The organism is Segatella maculosa DSM 19339 = JCM 15638 (assembly GCF_000382385.1).
In the GTDB taxonomy this organism is placed as follows: Bacteria; Bacteroidota; Bacteroidia; order Bacteroidales; family Bacteroidaceae; genus Prevotella; species Prevotella maculosa.
The window spans coordinates 54,097-73,504 of sequence record NZ_KB908329.1 but is presented as its reverse complement, the minus strand read 5'-3'; the positions used below and the strand labels follow the sequence as shown (position 1 = coordinate 73,504).

15 protein-coding genes are annotated in these 19,408 nt (G+C 51.2%); 9 read left to right on the top strand and 6 right to left on the bottom strand.

All coding sequences use genetic code 11. The features are described from left to right. Positions 1 to 105 precede the first annotated feature (105 nt). From purB to H164_RS0109835, 6 genes are all read left to right on the top strand, one after another. Complete coding sequence (gene purB / locus H164_RS0109860) at positions 106 to 1,449, top strand: adenylosuccinate lyase (protein WP_019968468.1); 1,344 nt, start codon at positions 106 to 108, stop codon at positions 1,447 to 1,449. A 187-nt stretch (positions 1,450 to 1,636) separates the two neighbouring features. Next, positions 1,637 to 3,103 carry a pseudouridine synthase gene (locus H164_RS0109855; protein WP_019968467.1) on the top strand — a complete coding sequence of 489 codons (1,467 nt, stop codon included), beginning with the start codon at positions 1,637 to 1,639 and terminating at the stop codon, positions 3,101 to 3,103. A 14-nt stretch (positions 3,104 to 3,117) separates the two neighbouring features. Continuing rightward, positions 3,118 to 4,506 carry an asparagine--tRNA ligase gene (asnS, locus tag H164_RS0109850; protein ID WP_019968466.1) on the top strand — a complete coding sequence of 463 codons (1,389 nt, stop codon included), beginning with the start codon at positions 3,118 to 3,120 and terminating at the stop codon, positions 4,504 to 4,506. 1 nt (position 4,507) lies between these two features. Beyond that, on the top strand, positions 4,508 to 5,593 hold the full coding sequence (gene trpS, locus H164_RS0109845) for a tryptophan--tRNA ligase (protein ID WP_019968465.1): 1,086 nt from the start codon (positions 4,508 to 4,510) through the stop codon (positions 5,591 to 5,593). Positions 5,594 to 6,624: 1,031 nt separating this feature from the next. After that, positions 6,625 to 7,554, top strand: a complete 930-nt coding sequence (locus tag H164_RS0109840; RefSeq protein ID WP_019968464.1) for a hypothetical protein — start codon at positions 6,625 to 6,627, stop codon at positions 7,552 to 7,554. Next, the gene (locus H164_RS0109835) at positions 7,529 to 9,658 is read left to right on the top strand and encodes a hypothetical protein (protein ID WP_019968463.1); all 2,130 of its coding nucleotides are present in this window, start codon (positions 7,529 to 7,531) and stop codon (positions 9,656 to 9,658) included. The genes H164_RS0109840 and H164_RS0109835 overlap by 26 nt, the downstream gene beginning before the upstream one ends. On the opposite strand, the gene H164_RS0109830 is transcribed toward H164_RS0109835, so the two are convergent. From H164_RS0109830 to H164_RS0109820, 3 genes are read right to left on the bottom strand one after another with little or no spacing between them, the layout of a single operon-like run. After that, the gene (locus tag H164_RS0109830; RefSeq protein WP_019968462.1) at positions 9,646 to 10,404 is read right to left on the bottom strand and encodes a sigma-70 family RNA polymerase sigma factor; all 759 of its coding nucleotides are present in this window, start codon (positions 10,402 to 10,404) and stop codon (positions 9,646 to 9,648) included. The genes H164_RS0109835 and H164_RS0109830 overlap by 13 nt on opposite strands. Before the next feature lie 15 nt (positions 10,405 to 10,419). Further along, a complete protein-coding gene (locus tag H164_RS0109825; RefSeq protein WP_019968461.1) occupies positions 10,420 to 11,445 on the bottom strand; it encodes a DUF4435 domain-containing protein in 1,026 nt (341 codons plus the stop codon). A 15-nt stretch (positions 11,446 to 11,460) separates the two neighbouring features. Further along, complete coding sequence (locus tag H164_RS0109820; protein ID WP_026356333.1) at positions 11,461 to 12,270, bottom strand: AAA family ATPase; 810 nt, start codon at positions 12,268 to 12,270, stop codon at positions 11,461 to 11,463. A 185-nt stretch (positions 12,271 to 12,455) separates the two neighbouring features. Here H164_RS0109820 and H164_RS0109815 point away from each other — a divergent pair, with 185 nt between their 5' ends. Further along, positions 12,456 to 13,745: an O-acetylhomoserine aminocarboxypropyltransferase/cysteine synthase family protein gene (locus H164_RS0109815; protein WP_025829911.1), complete on the top strand. Its 1,290-nt coding sequence runs from the start codon at positions 12,456 to 12,458 to the stop codon at positions 13,743 to 13,745. A gap of 38 nt (positions 13,746 to 13,783) precedes the next feature. Further along, complete coding sequence (gene cysK / locus H164_RS0109810) at positions 13,784 to 14,731, top strand: cysteine synthase A (RefSeq protein WP_019968458.1); 948 nt, start codon at positions 13,784 to 13,786, stop codon at positions 14,729 to 14,731. Positions 14,732 to 16,162: 1,431 nt separating this feature from the next. Here the strand turns inward: cysK and queF are convergent. The 3 genes from queF to H164_RS0109785 all read right to left on the bottom strand — a co-directional run bounded on the left by queF (position 16,163) and on the right by H164_RS0109785 (position 18,429). After that, positions 16,163 to 16,618: a preQ(1) synthase gene (queF, locus tag H164_RS0109800; protein ID WP_008564242.1), complete on the bottom strand. Its 456-nt coding sequence runs from the start codon at positions 16,616 to 16,618 to the stop codon at positions 16,163 to 16,165. 279 nt (positions 16,619 to 16,897) lie between these two features. Continuing rightward, on the bottom strand, positions 16,898 to 17,674 hold the full coding sequence (locus tag H164_RS0109790) for an ABC transporter ATP-binding protein (RefSeq protein WP_008564241.1): 777 nt from the start codon (positions 17,672 to 17,674) through the stop codon (positions 16,898 to 16,900). After that, complete coding sequence (locus H164_RS0109785; RefSeq protein WP_019968455.1) at positions 17,671 to 18,429, bottom strand: MlaE family ABC transporter permease; 759 nt, start codon at positions 18,427 to 18,429, stop codon at positions 17,671 to 17,673. Before H164_RS0109785 ends, H164_RS0109790 begins: the two co-directional genes overlap by 4 nt. A gap of 136 nt (positions 18,430 to 18,565) precedes the next feature. Here H164_RS0109785 and lptB point away from each other — a divergent pair, with 136 nt between their 5' ends. Continuing rightward, positions 18,566 to 19,345 (top strand): LPS export ABC transporter ATP-binding protein, encoded by a 780-nt coding sequence (gene lptB / locus H164_RS0109780; protein ID WP_019968454.1) that lies wholly within the window; start codon positions 18,566 to 18,568, stop codon positions 19,343 to 19,345. Positions 19,346 to 19,408 lie beyond the last annotated feature (63 nt).

Here is a 19,408-nt window from a genome sequence, read left to right as displayed (position 1 = left end):
TTCGCTATCCCGCGAATTTAATGTTATTTATTATTCTGTTTCGCTCCTATTCCGGCCGAAATCGCTATCTTTGCAACATCATATTATCATATTGCATCTATCATAATGAATCTTGATGAACTGACTGCCGTTTCGCCGATTGATGGCCGTTACAGGGGAAAGACCGCGCCGCTTGCCGACTATTTCTCTGAATATGCGCTGATACGTTACCGCATTCGCGTCGAAATAGAGTATTTCATCACGCTTTGCGAACTCCCTTTGCCGCAGCTGAAAGGCTTTGATCACAAGCTATTCGAGCCGTTGCGCGACATCTATCGCCGCTTTGACGAGACGCAGGCAGCCCGTGTCAAGGAGATAGAACGCACCACCAATCACGACGTAAAGGCCGTGGAATACTTCATCAAGGAGCAGTTTGACAACATCGGAGGGCCTGAAGTGTGCAAGGAATTCATTCATTTTGGGCTCACGTCTCAAGACATCAATAACACGGCCGTGCCGCTTTCGGTCAAAGAAGTCCTGCAAACGGTGTACTATCCGCAAGTGGAAGAACTCATCAATCAGCTCAAGCAATATGCCGAGGCATGGAAAGACGTGCCGATGTTGGCCAAGACTCACGGCCAACCTGCCTCTCCTACACGACTTGGAAAGGAAGTCATGGTGTATGTTTACCGCCTGACAGAGCAGTTGAATACACTGAAAGGTTGCAAGATAACAGCCAAATTCGGTGGTGCAACGGGCAATTTCAACGCGCATCATGTGGCCTATCCGCAATATGATTGGCGCACTTTCGGCAACCGTTTCATCGAAAAACTCGGATTGGAACGCGAACAATGGACCACACAGATCAGCAATTACGACCATCTGGGCACGCTTTTCGATGCCGTTCGTCGCATTAATACAATCATGATTGACCTCAATCGCGACTTTTGGATGTACATTTCGATGGATTATTTCAAGCAGAAAATCAAGCCGGGTGAGGTGGGTTCGAGCGCAATGCCCCACAAGGTGAATCCCATCGACTATGAGAACAGCGAGGGAAACCTCGGCATTGCCAATGCCATGCTGCAATTCTTGGCCCGCAAACTGCCTGTGAGTCGCTTGCAACGCGACCTCACCGACAGCACAGTCTTGCGAAACATAGGAGTCCCATTCGGCCATAGTGTCATCGCTATTCAGAGCACTTTGAAAGGTCTTCACAAGCTTATTCTGAACGAAGAGAAGCTACATAGCGACCTTGAAGCCACGTGGGCGGTGGTCGCAGAGGCCATTCAAACCGTCCTTCGTCGCGAGGCTTACCCGCATCCCTACGAGGCTTTGAAGGCCTTGACACGTACGAATGCGAAGATGAATGAGGAAACTATTCACGCATTCATCAAGGAATTGGAGGTCAGCGACAGCGTGAAAGCCGAGCTGATGGCCATTACTCCGTGGAATTATACGGGGATTTAAGACCCCATCTCGGCCAAAAAGGGAGAGCCTCTCCCGGCTCCTCCAAAGGAAGGGAGGCCGAATTGCGAAAAAAGATGATGATAATTAATGTAGAAAAATATAGTACGAATAAACGAATCACATCATATTTTTGAATGAAATAAAAAGTATTAACCCGGCCGCGAGGCTGAAATAAATTAAAACAAACATGGATTCAGAATTAGAAAACAAAGCTCAGGACCTGTCAACAGAACAGAATGAAAGCACCCGTGAGGGCTACTCACGTCCCACAGGAGGTTACACCAACAACTATCAAGGCAGCGGTCGCCCACAACGCCCGCGCATTCACAACCAACGTGCCTACACCACAGATCACAACGACAGCGAAAACGAAGGCGGGTTCCGCCCCGAAGGCTTCGGTTCGGCACTGCAAAACGGCGACCGTCCGCAGCGTCCTTACCAGCCACGTCAAGGCGGTTACGGCCGTCCGCAGCCGAGTGGCTACAATAATCACCGTGGCGGGGGCTTCGGAAGGCCGCAACAAGGTGGCTATCGCCCGCGTTTCAACAATAATCCCGACGACATGCAGGCCGGCGGCTACCAACCTCGCATGCAAGGTGGCTACGGAAGGCCGCAACAAGGAGGCTATCGGCCTCGCTTCAACAGCAATCCCGACGACCCACAAGGTGGCTATCAGCCCCGTCTGCAAGGCGGTTACGGTCGTCCGCAAGGCGGTTACAACAACTATCGCGGCGGCTACAACAACAACCGTGGCGGTTATGGCCAGCAAGGTGGCTACAACAACCGCGGAGGTTACAACAATCGTGGCGGTTATGGGCGTCCGCAAGGCGGCTATAACAACAACTATGGCTACAACAATCGGCCGGGCTACGACCCAAATGCGAAATATAGCCTCAAAAAACGCATTGAATACAAAGAAGAGCACATTGATCCTAACGAGCCGATACGCTTGAATAAGTACTTAGCTAACGCAGGTGTGTGCTCACGTCGCGAGGCTGACGAGTTCATTCAGGCCGGAGTGGTCAGCGTAAACGGCAACGTTGTCACCGAACTGGGTACGAAGGTGCTCCGTTCCGATGAAATCAAGTTCCATGATCAGCCGGTTTCGCTCGAAAAGAAGGTCTATGTGCTGCTAAACAAGCCCAAAGATTACGTGACAACCAGTGACGATCCGCAGCAACGCAAGATAGTTATGGACCTTGTAAAGGACGCTTGCCCCGAAAGAATCTATCCTGTGGGTCGCTTGGACCGCAATACGACGGGCGTACTCCTGCTGACTAACGACGGAGATTTGGCCAGCAAGCTCACACATCCCAAGTTCTTGAAGAAGAAGGTCTATCATGTTCGGCTCGATAAGGTTATTCCTGAAGACGACCTGCAGAAGATTGCCGCCGGAATTGAGCTGGAAGACGGTGAAATCCACGCCGATGCGATTGAATATGCCGATGAGAACGACAAGAAACAGATTGGAATCGAGATACATAGTGGCAAGAACCGCATCGTTCGCCGCATCTTTGAACACCTCGGTTACCGTGTTACACGCCTCGACCGCGTGCAGTTTGCCGGCCTGACCAAGAAGAATCTGCGCCGAGGCGACTGGCGTTTCCTGACGGAAAAGGAGGTCGACATGCTCCGCAGCGGTATGTTTGAATAATAGGGACATTGAAAATGGAAAGAACAAAAGTTGTCGATGCACTCCAATGCACCGAATATGGCACGGCTATCAACGTGAAAGGGTGGGTCCGTTCCCACCGAAATAGCAAGGCGGTTGACTTTATTGCACTCAATGATGGGTCGACTATCAACAACATTCAGGTTGTCGTTGACCCCGAAACCATTGATGCCGAGACGCTGAAAAGCATCACAACGGGTGCTTGTATCAGCGTTATAGGAACATTGGTGCAAAGCCAAGGGGCCGGACAAACGGTCGAAGTGCAAAGCAAGGAGATTGAAATCTACGGGCTGTGTCCGTCGGATTACCCCATGCAAAAGAAGGGACAGAGCTTCGAATACATGCGGAAATACGCGCATCTTCGCCTCCGTACCAACACATTCGGGGCCGTTTTCCGCATTCGTCACAACATGGCTATTGCCATACATCAGTACTTTCACGAGCATGGGTTCCATTATTTCCACACTCCGATCATTACGGCAAGCGACGCAGAAGGCGCAGGTGAGATGTTCCAAGTGACCACTTTGGACTTGGAACGCACGGGGAAAGGGCCCGTTCCCTACGAGAAAGACTTCTTCGGAAAGAAGACCAGCCTCACGGTTTCGGGTCAATTGGAAGGTGAACTGGGCGCAACGGCCCTCGGAGCCATCTACACTTTCGGCCCAACCTTCCGTGCCGAGAACAGCAATACGCCCCGACATCTGGCTGAATTCTGGATGATTGAGCCCGAAGTTGCCTTCTTAGACAAGGAAGAACTCATGGACCTGGAGGAGGATTTCATCAAATATTGCGTGCAATGGGCCCTCGACAACTGTAAAGATGACCTCGCTTTCCTCAACAAGATGATTGACAAGACGCTCATCGAGACCTTGGAATCCGTTGTAAAAGAACGCTTCGTGCGCCTCACTTACGCCGAAGGCATCGACATTCTCGAAGCGGCTGTCAAGCAAGGTCACCGGTTTGAGTTCCCGATTACAGGCTGGGGAATGGACTTCAGCAGCGAACATGAACGCTATCTTGTGGAAGAACACTTCAAACGTCCAGTCATAATGACCGACTATCCCAGCGAGATTAAGGCCTTTTACATGAAGAAAAACCCCGATGGAAAGACCATGCAAGGAACCGATGTCCTGTTTCCTCGCATCGGAGAAATCATCGGTGGATCGGTCAGAGAAGAGGATTATGGTAAGCTTGTCCATGAGATTGAGGCGCGAGGAATGGAAAAAGAGAGTTACAATTGGTACCTCGATACGCGCAAATATGGCTCATGTCCGCACGCAGGATTTGGCTTGGGCTTCGAGCGTCTCATTCTTTTTGTGACGGGAATGCAGAACATTCGCGACGTGATTCCATTCCCACGAACTCCTAAAACAGCTGAATTCTGACATGAAAAAAATCATTCTTACAGGCGACCGCCCCACAGGTAAGCTCCATTTGGGACACTATGTGGGCAGCCTTCGCCGCCGTGTGCAGTTGCAAAACGAGGGCGATTACGACCGAATGTTCGTCTTCATGGCCGACGTTCAGGCCCTGACAGACAATGCAGACAACCCGGAAAAGATTAGACAGAACATCATCGAGGTGGCTCTCGACTATCTTTCTGCGGGCTTGGATCCAGCGCGTTGCACGCTGTATATCCAAAGTCAGATACCCGAACTGGCCGAACTGACCACCTATCTGATGAACCTTGTCACCGTGTCGCGTGTGCAACGCAACCCAACAGTCAAGACCGAAATCCGAATGCGCAACTTCGAAGCCAACATTCCCGTTGGTTTCTTCTGCTATCCTGTGTCACAAGCGGCCGATATTGCAGCCTTCAAGGCCACCACAATCCCTGTAGGTGAAGACCAAGAGCCGATGATTGAGCTTACACGCGAGCTGGTTCGGCGCTTCAATCAGGTGTATCGTGAGGTGCTGGTTGAGCCAAACATCATGCTTCCGGAGAACACAACGGCCCGCCGTTTGCCCGGAACTGACGGCAAAGAGAAGATGAGTAAGAGCCTCGGCAACTGCATCTACCTGAGCGATGACGCCGAAACGGTGTGGCAAAAGGTCAAGGGCATGTACACCGACCCGCTGCATATCAACCTCAACGACCCCGGTCATGTGGAGGGAAATGCCGTGTTTACTTATCTTGATGCGTTCGCTACGGACCAAGACTTTGCTGATTTCTGGCCCGAATTCAAGACGCTCGACGAGCTGAAAGCAGCCTATACGCACGGTGGCATCGGCGATATGAAGTGCAAAAAGCTCTTGAACAGCGTCATTAATCGCATGCTTGAGCCTATCCGAGAGCGTCGCCATGCGTTCGAACAAGACGTTCCCGAGATATTCAATATCCTTAGGAAAGGGAGCGAGGACGCCCGCGAAGCCGCCTCACAGACCATGGACGAGGTGCGAAAAGCCATGCAAATAGACTACTTCAACGATGCCGCGCTCATTCAACAGCAGGCAGAGAAGTTTAAGAAATAGGTGGGAAAGGGGAGCCTCCCCCAGCCCCTCCGAAGGAGGGGAGCCCGCGTTTGCGTGCAATATGGCCGAGAAGGGAATGTAGGGACTTTGACTTTGAACTTTGACCATTGAACATTGACCTTTATGATTAGCTGCCGCTGAACTTTGAACATTGAATTTTGACCTTTAGGATTGGCCAACTGGTGAGATGATTTGCAGGCAAGAGGCATGTAGGGACGCACGGTTCGTGCGTCCGCTCCATTCATATTAAAAGGTATATACACATGGCTTATTGAACGGACGCACGGGCCGTGCGTCCCTACATCATTTTGATTGATAATCAACGACTTGCATCTTGCGTTTCAATCTCAGCCATTTTAGCGTGCAATATGGCTGGGATTGCACGGTAAAATGGGTGAGATTACATGGTGAAATGGGCCATGTTGCAAACCAAGGTCATTCAAAATGTGAAATCCATACACTCATATGCAATGTTTATAGAAAGAAAACGCAACACCGATGGCGTTGCTTTCGCATCACTCGCCCCATGACAGTGTTGGCATTGCATGCCAACACTGCCCTATAAACAACGAAACCGCGATGCGGTTTTAGTAGATTCATTAACGAAATCAACACACAGAGCAAGTGCAAACAACGAGACCGCGATGCGGTTTATGGGTTGTGGGGACTTGTTTTCCAGCCATTAAATGCCGATTTGAGTTGAATTGAAAGTATATAAACATGGTTGTTGGAGCGGACGCACGAGCCGTGCGTCCCTACATGCCTCTTGTCAACAATCCATTTTACCATTCGGACTAATCATAAAGGTCAAAGTTCAATGTTCAAAGTCCAAAGGTAGCTAATCCTAAAGGTCAAAGTTCAATGGTCAAAGTTCAAAGGCAAGGTCCCTACATGCCGTGCAATAGGCAACTTGTTCACTTGTTTACCGTCGACTTGTCAACCGTTTTCTTTTTCTATTCCTTTATTTTTAGCTTTCATTGCACCGACTTTCACCGAAAATATTTATTTTTGTAGTATGAAACCTGCATGACATGAGGCCGAAACATCAACTGAAATGGCTCCTTATGCTGCTCTTGGCGGTCGGTTGCCAACGGCAGAATACCCCACGAACAACGCTGCGGAGCGCCTATTACTGGAGTACCGAGTGGCGTTCGGAGCCTCGTGTCATGGAACAAACCAAGGGACTTGACAGGCTCTACCTGCGCTTTTTCGACGTCGTTCTCGACCGTAATGGTGAGCCAATGCCCAATGCCACACTGCGCTTTTCGGCCAAACTGCCTCGCAAGGTGGAGGTCGTTCCCGTGGTGTTCATCGTGAACGACGTGATGAAAAACGTCAAAAACACGGACGAACTGGCTGGAAAAGTGCTTAGACGCATCTTGCAAATCTGCGAAACACACGATATTGAAGTGAAAGAAGTGCAGATTGACTGCGATTGGACACTGACCTCGCGCCGCAATTACCGTGCTTTTCTCTCACAACTGCGCCGACTTGCCGCTGCAAAACAGCTGGCTTTGTCTGCCACGATACGCCTACATCAGCTCTCACAGCCCGTTCCTCCCGTCGACAAAGGCGTGCTGATGATGTACAATACGGGCGACTTTACCGACCTGCGGTGCGAACATCCCATTCTCGACCTGCGCGATGTTGTTCCCTATCTGAAGTATCTCAGCGGCTACCGCCTGCCACTTTCGCCGGCCTACCCGCTCTTTTCCTATCGCCTTTTGTTCCGTAACGGGCACTATAAAGGCGTGCTTCATGCGGATAACGACCTGCCCGTGCTGCCCGGCGACAGCGTGATTGAACGCAAGGTAAGCATGGGAGAGGTGCTCAAAGTGAAGCAAACCATCGAGGAAATACGTCCGGATCTGAAGAGAGAAACCATCATCTATGATTTCAGTCCCAATCATATTGCAAATTATAAACCCCGTGATTATGAAGAAATTTATCGTTCTCATTAGTTTGTTAGGGCTGCCGTTGGCCACTTGGGCCTGCGCTGTGTTCCCCATTGTGCACAATTATTACATGATGAATGTCATCAATACCGAACAAACGGAGCCTGAAAGTCCCGACTTCCAGACGTCTTTGGCAAGCTATTGGCAGGCCTACACGGGGGTGAAAGAGGGCTTTTTCGACGACGATTGCGCTTTGCTCATAGAGGCAGCCAAGCTGAAAAAAGACGCTGAAATGCTGGCCTACGTGCGTCACATTGCCAAATATCAGCACATCTGTGAGCGCCGTAAAGAGCAATGGGACTATCCGTCGAAGGACGAATTGGCCCTGCAAAAGGCACAAATCCAGCTGATGCGCAAGGCTGCATTGAACTATTCGGGGCAGCGACTGGCTGCACAATACACGTTGTTGCTGATGCGCAGCTATCTGTTGGACGCCAATGCGAAGGGCATTCTGGTGGCTTGGACGATGCGGGCGAGCCGGCTTCCGACAAGCATCTACAAGGAAATGTGTCGCAACATCTATGCCTATGCGCTGCTGAACAGTGGCCGCAGGGAGGAAGCCTTGGCCATCTATGTGAGCCAAGGCGACGCTGCCAGCATTCAATGGGCCACGAAAAGCTTTGAAGACTACGACGGAATCCGGTCTTTCTACCATGAAAATCCCAACTCGCCTGCCCTGCGTTGGCTCGTTCAGAACTTCGTTAACAACATGCAAGAGGCCGTAGATGACGAGCCATATATGGAGCCTGGCGATAAAGAAAACGCTTTCAAGCGCGAGGCTTCGAACTTTGTTGCGTTTGCAGAACGCGTGGTTCGCGATGGGAAAAGCTACGAACCGGCACTCTGGAAGACTGCTTCAGCGATGATCAGCTATTTGAACGGCGACCTGAAAAAGGCCGAAGAGAAGAGCCGTATGGCCATGACGATGAGCGGAACACTGCGCGAACGCGACAATGCCCGCGCCATTCATCTGCTTACCGTGACGGCTTTGATGCGCGAAGGACAGCCGTTTGATGCCGATTTCGTGGCGAAAGAGCTGCGCTTCTTGGACGGAAAATGCAATCCAAAGAGCTTCGAGCTGAACTATTACGGCCGTGTTTTAGACCGTATTATGACGCAGAACATCATCGGATATTATGCAAAACGCCACAACATCAACATGGCTGTGGCGAGCAGAGGCATGTGCGAAAGGTTTCATTCTCCGGCAGATGACGACGAATTCCAGTATAGTCCGGGCAATGCAAGATATTTGATTTACGAGGAATACTTCTGCGATTTGGACTCCATGACGGCCGACCAGCTGCGCGATTACATGGCTTTCATTAACAAAAAACACTATGATGACGCCTTGGAAGCGTATATACTGACGAAGAACAGCTTCCGCGATGCCAACTATTTCAACGACCTTTTGGGTACCAAACTCATTGCCGAAGGTCGCTTTGCTGAGGCAATTCCCGTGCTGAAAAAGGTGCCGTTGGACTATGTAGACCATCAAGGTATCTCTTTTTATATGGTACGTCGCGATTATAAAAAGCCGCGCTGGCTGGTCAAGCAACCTGTCGATGACGAATGGGACGACTACGGTGAAAGGTCGTCTGAGGACATTCCGTTGACGAGCAACCAGAAGATTGCGTTCTGTGAAGAGATGAACAGTCTTGAACAACGCTACAAACTGGCGAATAATGCCACGCGTTCTGAATTGGCAATGCAGCTTGCTGTGCGTTATTATCAGGCTTCATGCTACGGCGATTGCTGGTATTTGACACACTATGACAAGCTTTATGGTGACAGTGCAAGGGCTTGGGAGAAGGATTATGCACGGCAGGCAATGGCCTATCTTGACGTAGCCAAGCAAGACAAACGGCTGCGCCAAGAGGCCCTCTACGCCCGTGCTTTCGTGCAGAATAGCCTTTTTCTGAATGGATTTTGGGTGACCTATGACGTGGGAGAAGACTATCCTTTAACCATAAGTGACGAGGCTTGGCGGCTGGCCTACGACGAATTGCTGGCCTATATCCGCAAGAATCCGACGCAGGTTGCCGACTATGTGACGAAATGCGACGTCGTTAGGAAAGAGATGAGGCTTGCCGGCATGGCCTATTCAAGGTAGGCTTTGAGCATGTCGGAGGTGGTGTTGCGGCTGAGTTTGCGCACTGCTGTGTTGCGAATTTGGCGCACACGCTCGCGCTTCAGCCCCATTTTCTCACCGATTTCGGCAAAGGTGAGGTGGGGTTGTTCGATGCCATAGAAGGCTTCGACGACGTTTCTCTCGCGCTCGTTGAGCACTGTCATCGCTTCAAGGAGCTCTTCTTTGACCGAAGTTTCAAGCACCTTTTTGTCTGGACGGGTTGCCGCGGGGTCGGCAAGTACGCTGAGCAGACTCACATTTTTGCCGTTCTGGAGCGGTGCATCCACTGAAAAAGCATGGCTGCCGGCCCGCTCTTCGGGGCTTCGTTCACCCTTTGGGAGTCGGAAAATGCCGCTCTGTGCGTTGACAGCTGCCTCGATTGCCTTGCGAACAAAGGGCTCGGCATAGGCCACAAAGCGTAAGCCTCGGTTGCCATCAAAGCTTAGTGCGGCCTTCATCAGGCCGATGTTGCCCTCGCTGATGAGGTCGAGAATGGCCACACCGCGGTCGGTATATCGCTTGGCCACAGACACCACAAAGCGCAAGTTGGCCGAGGTGAGCTTGTTCATCGCACGGTCTGCCGCCGCTCCGCCGGCCAAAATCTGCTGTGAGAGCAGCTTTTCTTCGTCGTCGGAAAGAAGGGTTTCCCGGCCGATTTCATTGAGATAGAGGTTCAACGACTCACTTTCGCGCTCCGAGAGCGGTTTTCCTGTCTTGATTTTCTTCATTGATGGATTTGCATTTTAAGGATTGTTCGAATGTAGTGGGGCCGGGGAAGTCGCCGGCCAAGCGGCATTCAAGGCCTCGACAATCTGCTCGTATTGAGGCGAGAACGCATAGCCCATATTGCGTTTCAGCATGGATTTCACGTCGCCCACACTGTTTTTGTAAGACGACATCTCTGTCTGATACTGCATGTTGTGCCGTGCCTGACGGCCGATTTCACGCTCGCGCTCGCGCAAGAGTCTGCTGCAAACGCGCTCAAGCAAAGGCAATACAATGTGATCGAAGAGCTGATGACCTTGTATATATAAATAGGTATTGTGGGCATTCACGCCCAATCGCTTCATATCTTCCTTCACTTGCTGATAGCTTTCGCGTGCATCGGGGTTCTTACGGCGTAGGTTTTCGACGGCCCGTCCCACCTTTTTGCGCAGTCGTTCCAATGCGATTTCGGGGTGATCGATGTTGATGTCGCCCGTTTCGATGATGTGATTAAAGTCGGTCATGGTGAATTCTCCGTAGTGTGTTGACCGATAATACCAAATATTCCATATGAAAAGTGGATAGATAGCTTCGGAATATTGGCGCAGGAAATCATTGAAATCGAAGATGGAATGGTCGTTGAGTACGACGGCAACTGCCACATTATGCAATGAAGGGGCATAGCATTGAAGGTTCTCAATGGCGTAAGCAAAGGTGTGAAAAACATAGGGATTGTCGAGCAATATGCGCGATCCGGGCGACGCACCTTGCATGAGATAGTCGTAATCGGCGTCCACACAAGCAATCATATCCTGCCCCACTCCGTCAAGAAGATTGCTGATTGCCGCCTTCTTTCCACGTTCCAAATGAGCCATTCGCGACGGAAGCATCACCTCGAAATAGCGGTTGGGCGTTTCAAAACGGCTGAGAATGGTGCGCCAGAAAAAGACATCCTCGTAGCTTTCCACGTAGGCTATGACCTTGTGGCGGGCGTGTTTCGAGGCCAATTTGTTGGCCGCTTCAACATAACGTGAGGTGATGTTGTCTTTCAGTCGGTGTCCCATAGCTTGCAATCGGGCCTACAACGTGATGTCGGTCACCTCGGTCACGTGGTCCATCCAGCCGTTCATGATGACGGCCGGACTGTGGGTTGCGAGAATGAGTTGCACGTTCGGGTTGAGTTTCAGAATGAGTTCGATGAGCCGTTTCTGCCATTCAAAGTGCAGACTTACCTCGGGTTCGTCCATGAAAAGCACGTAGGGCAGGCGGTCTTCTACCAAGACGGTCAGCAAAATGGCCAGCATTTGCTTTTCACCGCTCGACAGTTGGTAAGGCCGAAGCACCTCTCCAAGCTGCGAAAAGCGTATCTCGTTCTCGGTCCGAATAATGGTTTTGCCCGTCTCTTTGAACAGATCGTCGATGATATCTTGGAACATCTTCTTTCCTTCGGAGATGCTTTGAGCTTGCAAGGCAGCGTCTTTAGCACCGCTTTGAAGCACTTCAATGATGCGGTTCCCCACGTTTACTTGGTAGTCAAGATACTTCCGTTGCAACAGGAAAAGCTGCCAATCGAGTTCTGTTATCAGGTTTTCTATCTGGGAAAGTGAGTCGGTATTGACCAGTGGACGGTCGAAAGAGCGAATCACATCATACCGGATCCATTTCGCATCTTCGGGCTTCACCTTCAGATGTACGCCCTTTAAGAGGTGGCTCGGAAACTCTCCACCCTGTGCAAAACCGCGGATAACCTTCGACAGAATGGTGCTTTTGCCCACGCCGTTGATGCCGCTTAGGATATTCACCTTGCGGTCAAGGTTCCACAAAATGTGTTTGGTGCCGCTCCAAAGCGACTCGATTTCAATCTGTTCGATATAGTCTGCGTACTTCATAGCCATGGTTTCTATACCGCAAATATACGAAATAATATATAAGCAGCGGCGTTGCGAGAAGATTTTTTTCATGAATACCACGTTTATGGTAGTCAATATGCCCCGAATGTGCGATTGCGCGGCACGCCTTTTCGTTGTACCTTTGCAAACAGTATTCACCATAAACAAACAGAAAGGATTTGACGATGAGCAACGAGAAAAAACTACACTTCGAGACACTTCAGCTTCATGTAGGGCAAGAACAGGCAGACCCGGCAACCGATGCGCGCGCCGTTCCAATCTACCAGACCACCTCTTACGTTTTCCACGACGCGCAGCACGCCGCCGACCGCTTTGCGTTGAAGGACGCCGGAAATATCTACGGGAGGCTCACCAACACGACGCAGGCCGTCTTCGAAGAGCGTATGGCTGCGCTCGAGAGCGGAGTGGGCGCGCTGGCCGTGGCTTCGGGAGCCGCCGCAGTGACGTACTCCATCACCAACATCGCCTACGCGGGCGACCACGTCGTGGCCAGCAAAAACATCTATGGCGGCACTTACAATCTCCTTGCACACACGCTGAAGCGCCAGGGGATCAGCACAACGTTCGTCGATCCTGACGATTACGACGCACTGGAAGCCGCAATCCAACCCAATACCAAACTTATTTTCATCGAGACGTTGGGAAATCCTCATTCCAACATCTCCGACATCGAGCGAACGGCAGCCATTGCCCACAGCCACGGATTGCCCTTGGTTATCGACAACACCTTTGGCACGCCCTACCTCATTCGCCCCATAGAACATGGCGCCGACATCGTGGTCCACTCGGCAACGAAGTTTATCGGAGGCCACGGCACGACGCTCGGCGGAGTCATCGTCGACGGAGGCCGCTTCGACTGGAAAGCCCAAGGAAACCGCTTCCCCGGCTTCAATACACCCGACGTTTCCTATCACGGCATCAAATTTTCAGACATCCCAGCGCCGTTTGTGACCAGAATCCGCGCCACACTCCTGCGCGACCAAGGTGCGGCCATTTCGCCCTTCAACGCTTTTATCCTGCTGCAAGGGCTCGAGACGCTGAGCCTGCGGGTCGAAAGACACGTGTTCAACGCGCTGAAAGTCATCGACTACCTCAAGCAACAGCCGCAGGTTCTGAAAATCAACCACCCCTCACTGCCCGCACACCCCAACCACGCGCTCTACAACCGCTATTTCCCCGCAGGCGCAGGGAGCATCTTCACGTTCGAGATAGACGGCGACCAGCAGAAAGCGTTCGCCTTCATCGACCACCTGAAAATCTTCTCCCTACTCGCTAACGTGGCCGACGTGAAGAGCCTCGTCATCCATCCGCTCTCCACCACGCACTCCGAACTGAGCCGAGAAGAGGCCGCCGACCAAGGCATCTTCGAAAGCACAATCCGTCTGTCCATCGGCACCGAGCACTACCAAGACATCATCGACGACCTCGAGCAGGCGTTCGTGGCCGTAAAATAACATGAACTTACAGAACAAAAACAATTAAAAACAGAACAATGACTAAGATTTATCAACAGATAACCGACCTGATCGGAAGAACGCCGCTCGTCGAACTGCACAAATACTCAACGTTCCGCGGAGCAACACGCCCCGTCGTCGCCAAAATAGAGTTTTTCAATCCCGGCGGCAGCGTGAAAGACCGCATCGCCCGTGCCATGATCGAAGAAGCTGAGCGAACAGGGCAACTCAAGCCCGGTGCCACAATCATCGAGCCCACCAGCGGCAACACAGGTGTCGGGCTGGCCCTCGTCGCAGCCGTAAAAGGCTACCCACTCATTCTTACCATGCCCGAGACGATGAGCATCGAGCGCCGCTCCTTGGTGCAGGCTTACGGCGCAAACGTAAAGCTCACCAGCGGGAAAGACGGCATGAAAGGCGCCATCAAAGCAGCCGAAGAACTGCGCGACAGCATCTCGGGCAGCGTTATCCTCAGCCAGTTCACCAATCCCGCCAATCCGCATATCCATTATTTGACCACCGGACCCGAAATCTGGCAAGACACCGACGGCGACGTCGACATCTTCGTAGCGGGCGTCGGGACGGGCGGAACGGTCAGCGGAATCGGCAAATATCTCAAAGAGCACAACCCGAATATCAAGGTCATAGCCGTAGAGCCTACCGATTCGCCCGTGCTGAGCGGCGGCAGCAGCGGCCCGCACAAAATCCAAGGCATCGGCGCAGGCTTCATACCCGAGACCTACGATGCAGCCCAAGTCGACGAGGTCTTCACCGTAACGAACGACCAAGCCATTCTTGCCGGCCGTCAGCTGGCCCGACAGGAAGGACTTCTGGTCGGAATTTCGTCCGGCGCAGCCGCTTTTGCCGCCACCGAAATCGCCCGACGGCCGGAAAATAAGAACAAGCGCATCGTCACGCTGTTCCCCGACACCGGCGAGCGCTATCTCTCAACTGCGCTCTACGCTTTCGACGAGTATCCGCTGTAGAGCCTCCGCTCGTCCTGATGAATTGTGGGAAACTCCCATTCTTCTACTGAAAATTCGGAGCCTCCCCCGGCCCCTATAAAGGAGGTGAGTAGAAACGGGGAGCCTCCCCTAGCCCCTCCGAAGGAGGGGAGCAGAAACAGGAGCAGATTAGCTTGCACGCAGTTCGTGCTCCCCTCCTTCGGAGGGGTCGGGGGAGGCTCCCGTTTCTGCTCTCTTCCTTTGGAGGGGCTGGGGGGAGGCTCCCCTTTTTCTGTTCAGAAACGCATGTTTTTCATCAGAAATTGCTGTATTCTGTTCAGAAACGCGTGTTTTTCATCAGAAATTGCTGTATTCTGTTCAGAAACGCGCGTTTTTCATCAGAAATTGCTGTATTCTGTTCAGAAACGCATGTTTTTCATCAAAAATCGCCGTATTTTGTTCAGAAACGCATGTTTTTCATCAGAAATTGCTGTATTCTGTTCAGAAGCGCGTGTTTTTCATCAGAAATTTCTGTTTTCTGTCCAGAAACGTGCGTTTTTCATCAAAAATCGCTGTATTCTGTTCAGAAACGCGCGTTTTTCATCAAAAATTTCTGTTTTCTATTCAGAAACGCGCGTTTTTCATCAGAATTAGCCGTATTTTACCAAAAAACTGCAGTTTTTCGTCAGAAATCGCCGTATTTTATTCAGAAACTGCAGTTTTTCATCATATTTTTTCATTTTCTGCTAAAAAACTGCAGTTTTTCATCATATTTTTTCGTTTTCTGCTAAAAAACTCGAGTTTTTCATCATATTTTCTCGTTTTCTATCAAGAAACTGCAGTTTTTCGTTAGAAATTGCTGTATTCTATCAAAAATCTGCAAATTCCGAGCAGAAAATGAGAATTTTTATCAAGAATTTCGGAATTCTGGGCAGAATTTCCCGTTTTCTACAAAAAATTTTCGAATTCTTTGCAAAATTTTCTGTTTTCTGCTCGGAATTCGCAAATTCTTGACAAAATACAGCGATTTCTGCTTAGAATTCCGAAATTCTTGACACAAATTGCTGTTGGCTGTTCAGAATTTCAAAATTCTTTATACAAATTGTTGTTGGTTGTTCAGAAATCCGAGTTTCCGAGTGGAAATTACCGTTGGCTGAAAGAAAACGAGAGTCTCCCGCGGCCCATTCAAAGCAGGGGAGCAAAAAACGGAAGCCTCCCCCAGCCCCTCCAAAGGAGGGGAGCAGAAACCGGAGCAGATTAGCCCGCAAGCTCGTTCTCCCCTCCTTTGGAGGGGTTGGGGGAGGCTCTCAGCTATTCTCCCTCCCTTCGGGAGGGCTGGGGTGGGGCCCATCTACGAATTCCCTCTTTCGTGAGGACTGGAACAGGGCCCTTTGAAAGCCGGTAGAGTTCGCAAGCTTGTTCTCCCTCCCCTTGGGAGGGTAGGGTGGGTGTTTAGGGGCGGGAAAGGCCCCTTCACTCTCTTTCCATCAGCCGCCGCTCTGCCATTGCGGCATACTTCGTCCCGGGCTTTCCGTAGTTGGCGTATGGGTGGATACTGATGCCTCCGCGCGGAGTGAAAAGGCCCGTGACCTCGATGTACTTCGGTTGCATCAGTCGCACGAGGTCTTTCATGATAATGTTCACGCAGTCCTCATGGAAATCGCCGTGGTTTCTGAAACTGAACAGATAGAGCTTCAGGCTCTTGCTCTCGACCATCTTCTCGGCCGGAATGTAGCCAATTCGGATTTCAGCGAAGTCCGGCTGACCGGTGATTGGGCACAGCGACGTGAATTCCGGACAGTTGAAACGCACCCAGTAGTCGTTCTCGGGGTGTTTATTGTCAAAAGTCTCCAAGATTTCGGGCGAATAGTCCGAGCGATACACCGTCTTCGTCCCTAAGGCCTTCAAGCCTTCGTTTTTTCTTTCCATTTTTATTGATTTGCTGTTTTCTACGCGTTGGGATTGATGGCAGACGCCGTCGGCCGTCTGGATTTTCCCGCAAAATTACGGAAAAACACAAAGAAACGCAAAGAAAACGGAGATAATTTGCAGGCGACAGCCCGTTGCCCCCGGAAACTGTGCGCGAAAGGCGCGTGAGGAGCGTGGGCGCGCGTCGGTCGGTCGTGAAAAGCGCACGAAAGGAGTGGGTGCGCGTCGGGCGGTCGTGAAAAGCATGTGAGAAAAGCGGGCGAGGCGCGCGCCGGGTTGTCAGTCGCCCGGTGGCAGTGTCTCCATCTCCACCTCTTTCACCTTTTTAAATAGGTTGCTGGCAAACACGAGCGCGTTGAGCCGTTTGTTAGTGGAGCTCATCACCTCGTCCTTCGTCCCCTGCCATTCCTTGCGCCCATTGTAGATGAAGATGATATTTTCGCCGATACCCATCACCGAGTTCATGTCGTGCGTGTTGATGATGGTTGTCATGTTGTATTCCTTGGTGAGCCCCGAGAGTAGCTCGTCGATCACCAGCGACGTCTTCGGGTCGAGTCCGGAATTCGGCTCGTCGCAGAAAAGATACTTCGGGTTCATCACGATGGCACGCGCGATAGCCACACGCTTCTGCATTCCTCCCGATATTTCGCCGGGGAACTTCAGCTGCGCGTCGATGAGGTTCACGCGGTCGAGACATTCCTGCGCCCGCTTCACGCGCTCGCGATAAGTCATCGCCGAAAACATGTCCAACGGGAACATCACGTTCTCGAGCACCGACAATGAGTCGAACAGCGCCGCGTTCTGGAAAATCATGCCCATTTCTCGGCGCATCGCAGCCTTTTCCCGCTTCGACATGGCGACGAAATTGCGCCCATCGTAGAGTACCTCTCCGCGCGTCGGCGCGAGCAGCCCCACGAGGTTCTTTATCAAGACCGTCTTGCCGCTTCCGCTCTGCCCGATGATGAGGTTGGTCTTCCCGGCCTCGAAAACGGTGCTGATATCCTTCAGCACCTCTTTGTCTCCAAACGATTTGTACAGGTGTTTGATTTCTATCATGACAGTAATTGGGTTAAGAACACATCCGAAAATAATATCAATACGCTACTGCAGACGACTGCATCCGTGCTTGCTTTCCCCACTTCGACCGAGCCGCCTTCCACCTGATAGCCGAAGAACGACGAAACACTCGCGATGATGAACGCAAAGAACATGCTTTTGATGATGCTCATCCAAATGAACCACGCGTTGAAGGAATGCTGGATACCGAGTGTCAGGTCGTCGGGCGGCAGCAAGTGGCCCACGTAAGCCGTGCTGTAAGCCCCAACGATGCCCATGGCCGAGCTGAACACAACGAGGAACGGCATCATCGTGACCAATCCCAAGAGCTTAGGAAGTATGAGATAATTCGCAGAATTCACGCCCATGATGTCCAGCGCATCTATCTGCTGCGTCACGCGCATGGTCCCGAGCTCGGATGCAATGTTCGAGCCCACCTTTCCGGCTAAGATCAGACACATGATGCTGCTCGAGAACTCCAAAAGCATGATTTCGCGCGTCGTATATCCCGACACCCAGCGCGGCATCCACGGGCTCTGAATGTTCACTTTCATCTGAATGCAGATCACCGCACCGATGAAAAAGGAAATCAAGAGCACGATGCCGATGGAGTCCACGCCCAGCTGCGACATCTCTTTCAGATAGCGCTTGAAGAACATTCTCATTCTGTCAGGCACGGCAATCGACCGCCCCATCAACAGCAGATAGCTTCCGAAAGTGGTGAGATACTTGCAAAGCAGGTTGAATATAAACATAGTTGTATCCTTAGTTCTTATTGGTTGCAAAAGTAACCAAATTCCTCTGAAAAACTGCTTAAACCATATAGTTTTTGTTTTTTTATTTTGTTATCCTCTTGAATTCAACTAACTTTGCAGCAAAACAAATGATTTTATGGACGAAACGCAGCTGACGACGCTCCGAACGGAGGGACTTGTGAAACGTTATGGCAAGCGAACGGTGGCCAATGGCGTGAGCATCAACGTCAAACAAGGCGAGATTGTGGGCCTTCTCGGGCCTAATGGTGCAGGCAAGACCACCTCTTTTTATATGACAACGGGCAACGTTGTGCCCAACGAAGGCCATGTTTATCTCGACGAAGAAGAGATAACCAACTACCCCGTTTACAAGCGGGCGCGAGCTGGAATTGGCTATCTTCCGCAGGAAGCCAGCGTGTTTCGCAAGATGAGTGTAGAGGATAACATCATGGCAGTGCTTGAGATGACGAAGCTATCGCATGCAGAACAGCTTGATAAACTGGAGAGTCTTATCGGCGAATTCCGCCTGAATAAGGTGCGAAAGAACAAGGGAGACCAACTCTCGGGAGGCGAACGTCGGCGCACGGAGATAGCACGTTGCCTCGCCATCGACCCCAAATTCATCATGCTCGACGAGCCTTTTGCGGGCGTAGACCCCATTGCTGTGGAGGATATTCAGCACATTGTGTGGCGCTTGAAATACCGAAACATCGGCATACTCATCACCGATCACAACGTTCAAGAGACGCTTTCGATTACCGACCGCGCCTATCTCTTGTTCGAAGGTCGCATTCTTTTCCACGGAACACCCGAGGAATTGGCCGCCAATCCCGTGGTACGCAAGAACTATTTGAGCGAGAACTTCGTCTACAGGAAGTTCAAACCCAACGAAGAAGACGAGGCTTATGAAAAGTAAGAAGAGGCTCCCTCTTCGGAGAGGAACTTCAGACGAGGCTCTATTTTTGTAAATTTTATAACT

Coding starts and splice junctions, on each gene's coding strand:
- H164_RS0109835 (WP_019968463.1), top strand. CDS start 7,529: ATGAAGAAATTTATCGTTCTCATTAGTTTGTTAGGGCTGCCGTTGGCC.
- purB (WP_019968468.1), top strand. CDS start 106: ATGAATCTTGATGAACTGACTGCCGTTTCGCCGATTGATGGCCGTTAC.
- H164_RS0109855 (WP_019968467.1), top strand. CDS start 1,637: ATGGATTCAGAATTAGAAAACAAAGCTCAGGACCTGTCAACAGAACAG.
- trpS (WP_019968465.1), top strand. CDS start 4,508: ATGAAAAAAATCATTCTTACAGGCGACCGCCCCACAGGTAAGCTCCAT.
- cysK (WP_019968458.1), top strand. CDS start 13,784: ATGACTAAGATTTATCAACAGATAACCGACCTGATCGGAAGAACGCCG.
- H164_RS0109830 (WP_019968462.1), bottom strand. CDS start 10,404: ATGAAGAAAATCAAGACAGGAAAACCGCTCTCGGAGCGCGAAAGTGAG.
- H164_RS0109815 (WP_025829911.1), top strand. CDS start 12,456: ATGAGCAACGAGAAAAAACTACACTTCGAGACACTTCAGCTTCATGTA.
- asnS (WP_019968466.1), top strand. CDS start 3,118: ATGGAAAGAACAAAAGTTGTCGATGCACTCCAATGCACCGAATATGGC.
- queF (WP_008564242.1), bottom strand. CDS start 16,618: ATGGAAAGAAAAAACGAAGGCTTGAAGGCCTTAGGGACGAAGACGGTG.
- H164_RS0109790 (WP_008564241.1), bottom strand. CDS start 17,674: ATGATAGAAATCAAACACCTGTACAAATCGTTTGGAGACAAAGAGGTG.
- H164_RS0109840 (WP_019968464.1), top strand. CDS start 6,625: ATGAGGCCGAAACATCAACTGAAATGGCTCCTTATGCTGCTCTTGGCG.
- H164_RS0109820 (WP_026356333.1), bottom strand. CDS start 12,270: ATGAAGTACGCAGACTATATCGAACAGATTGAAATCGAGTCGCTTTGG.
- H164_RS0109785 (WP_019968455.1), bottom strand. CDS start 18,429: ATGTTTATATTCAACCTGCTTTGCAAGTATCTCACCACTTTCGGAAGC.
- H164_RS0109825 (WP_019968461.1), bottom strand. CDS start 11,445: ATGGGACACCGACTGAAAGACAACATCACCTCACGTTATGTTGAAGCG.
- lptB (WP_019968454.1), top strand. CDS start 18,566: ATGGACGAAACGCAGCTGACGACGCTCCGAACGGAGGGACTTGTGAAA.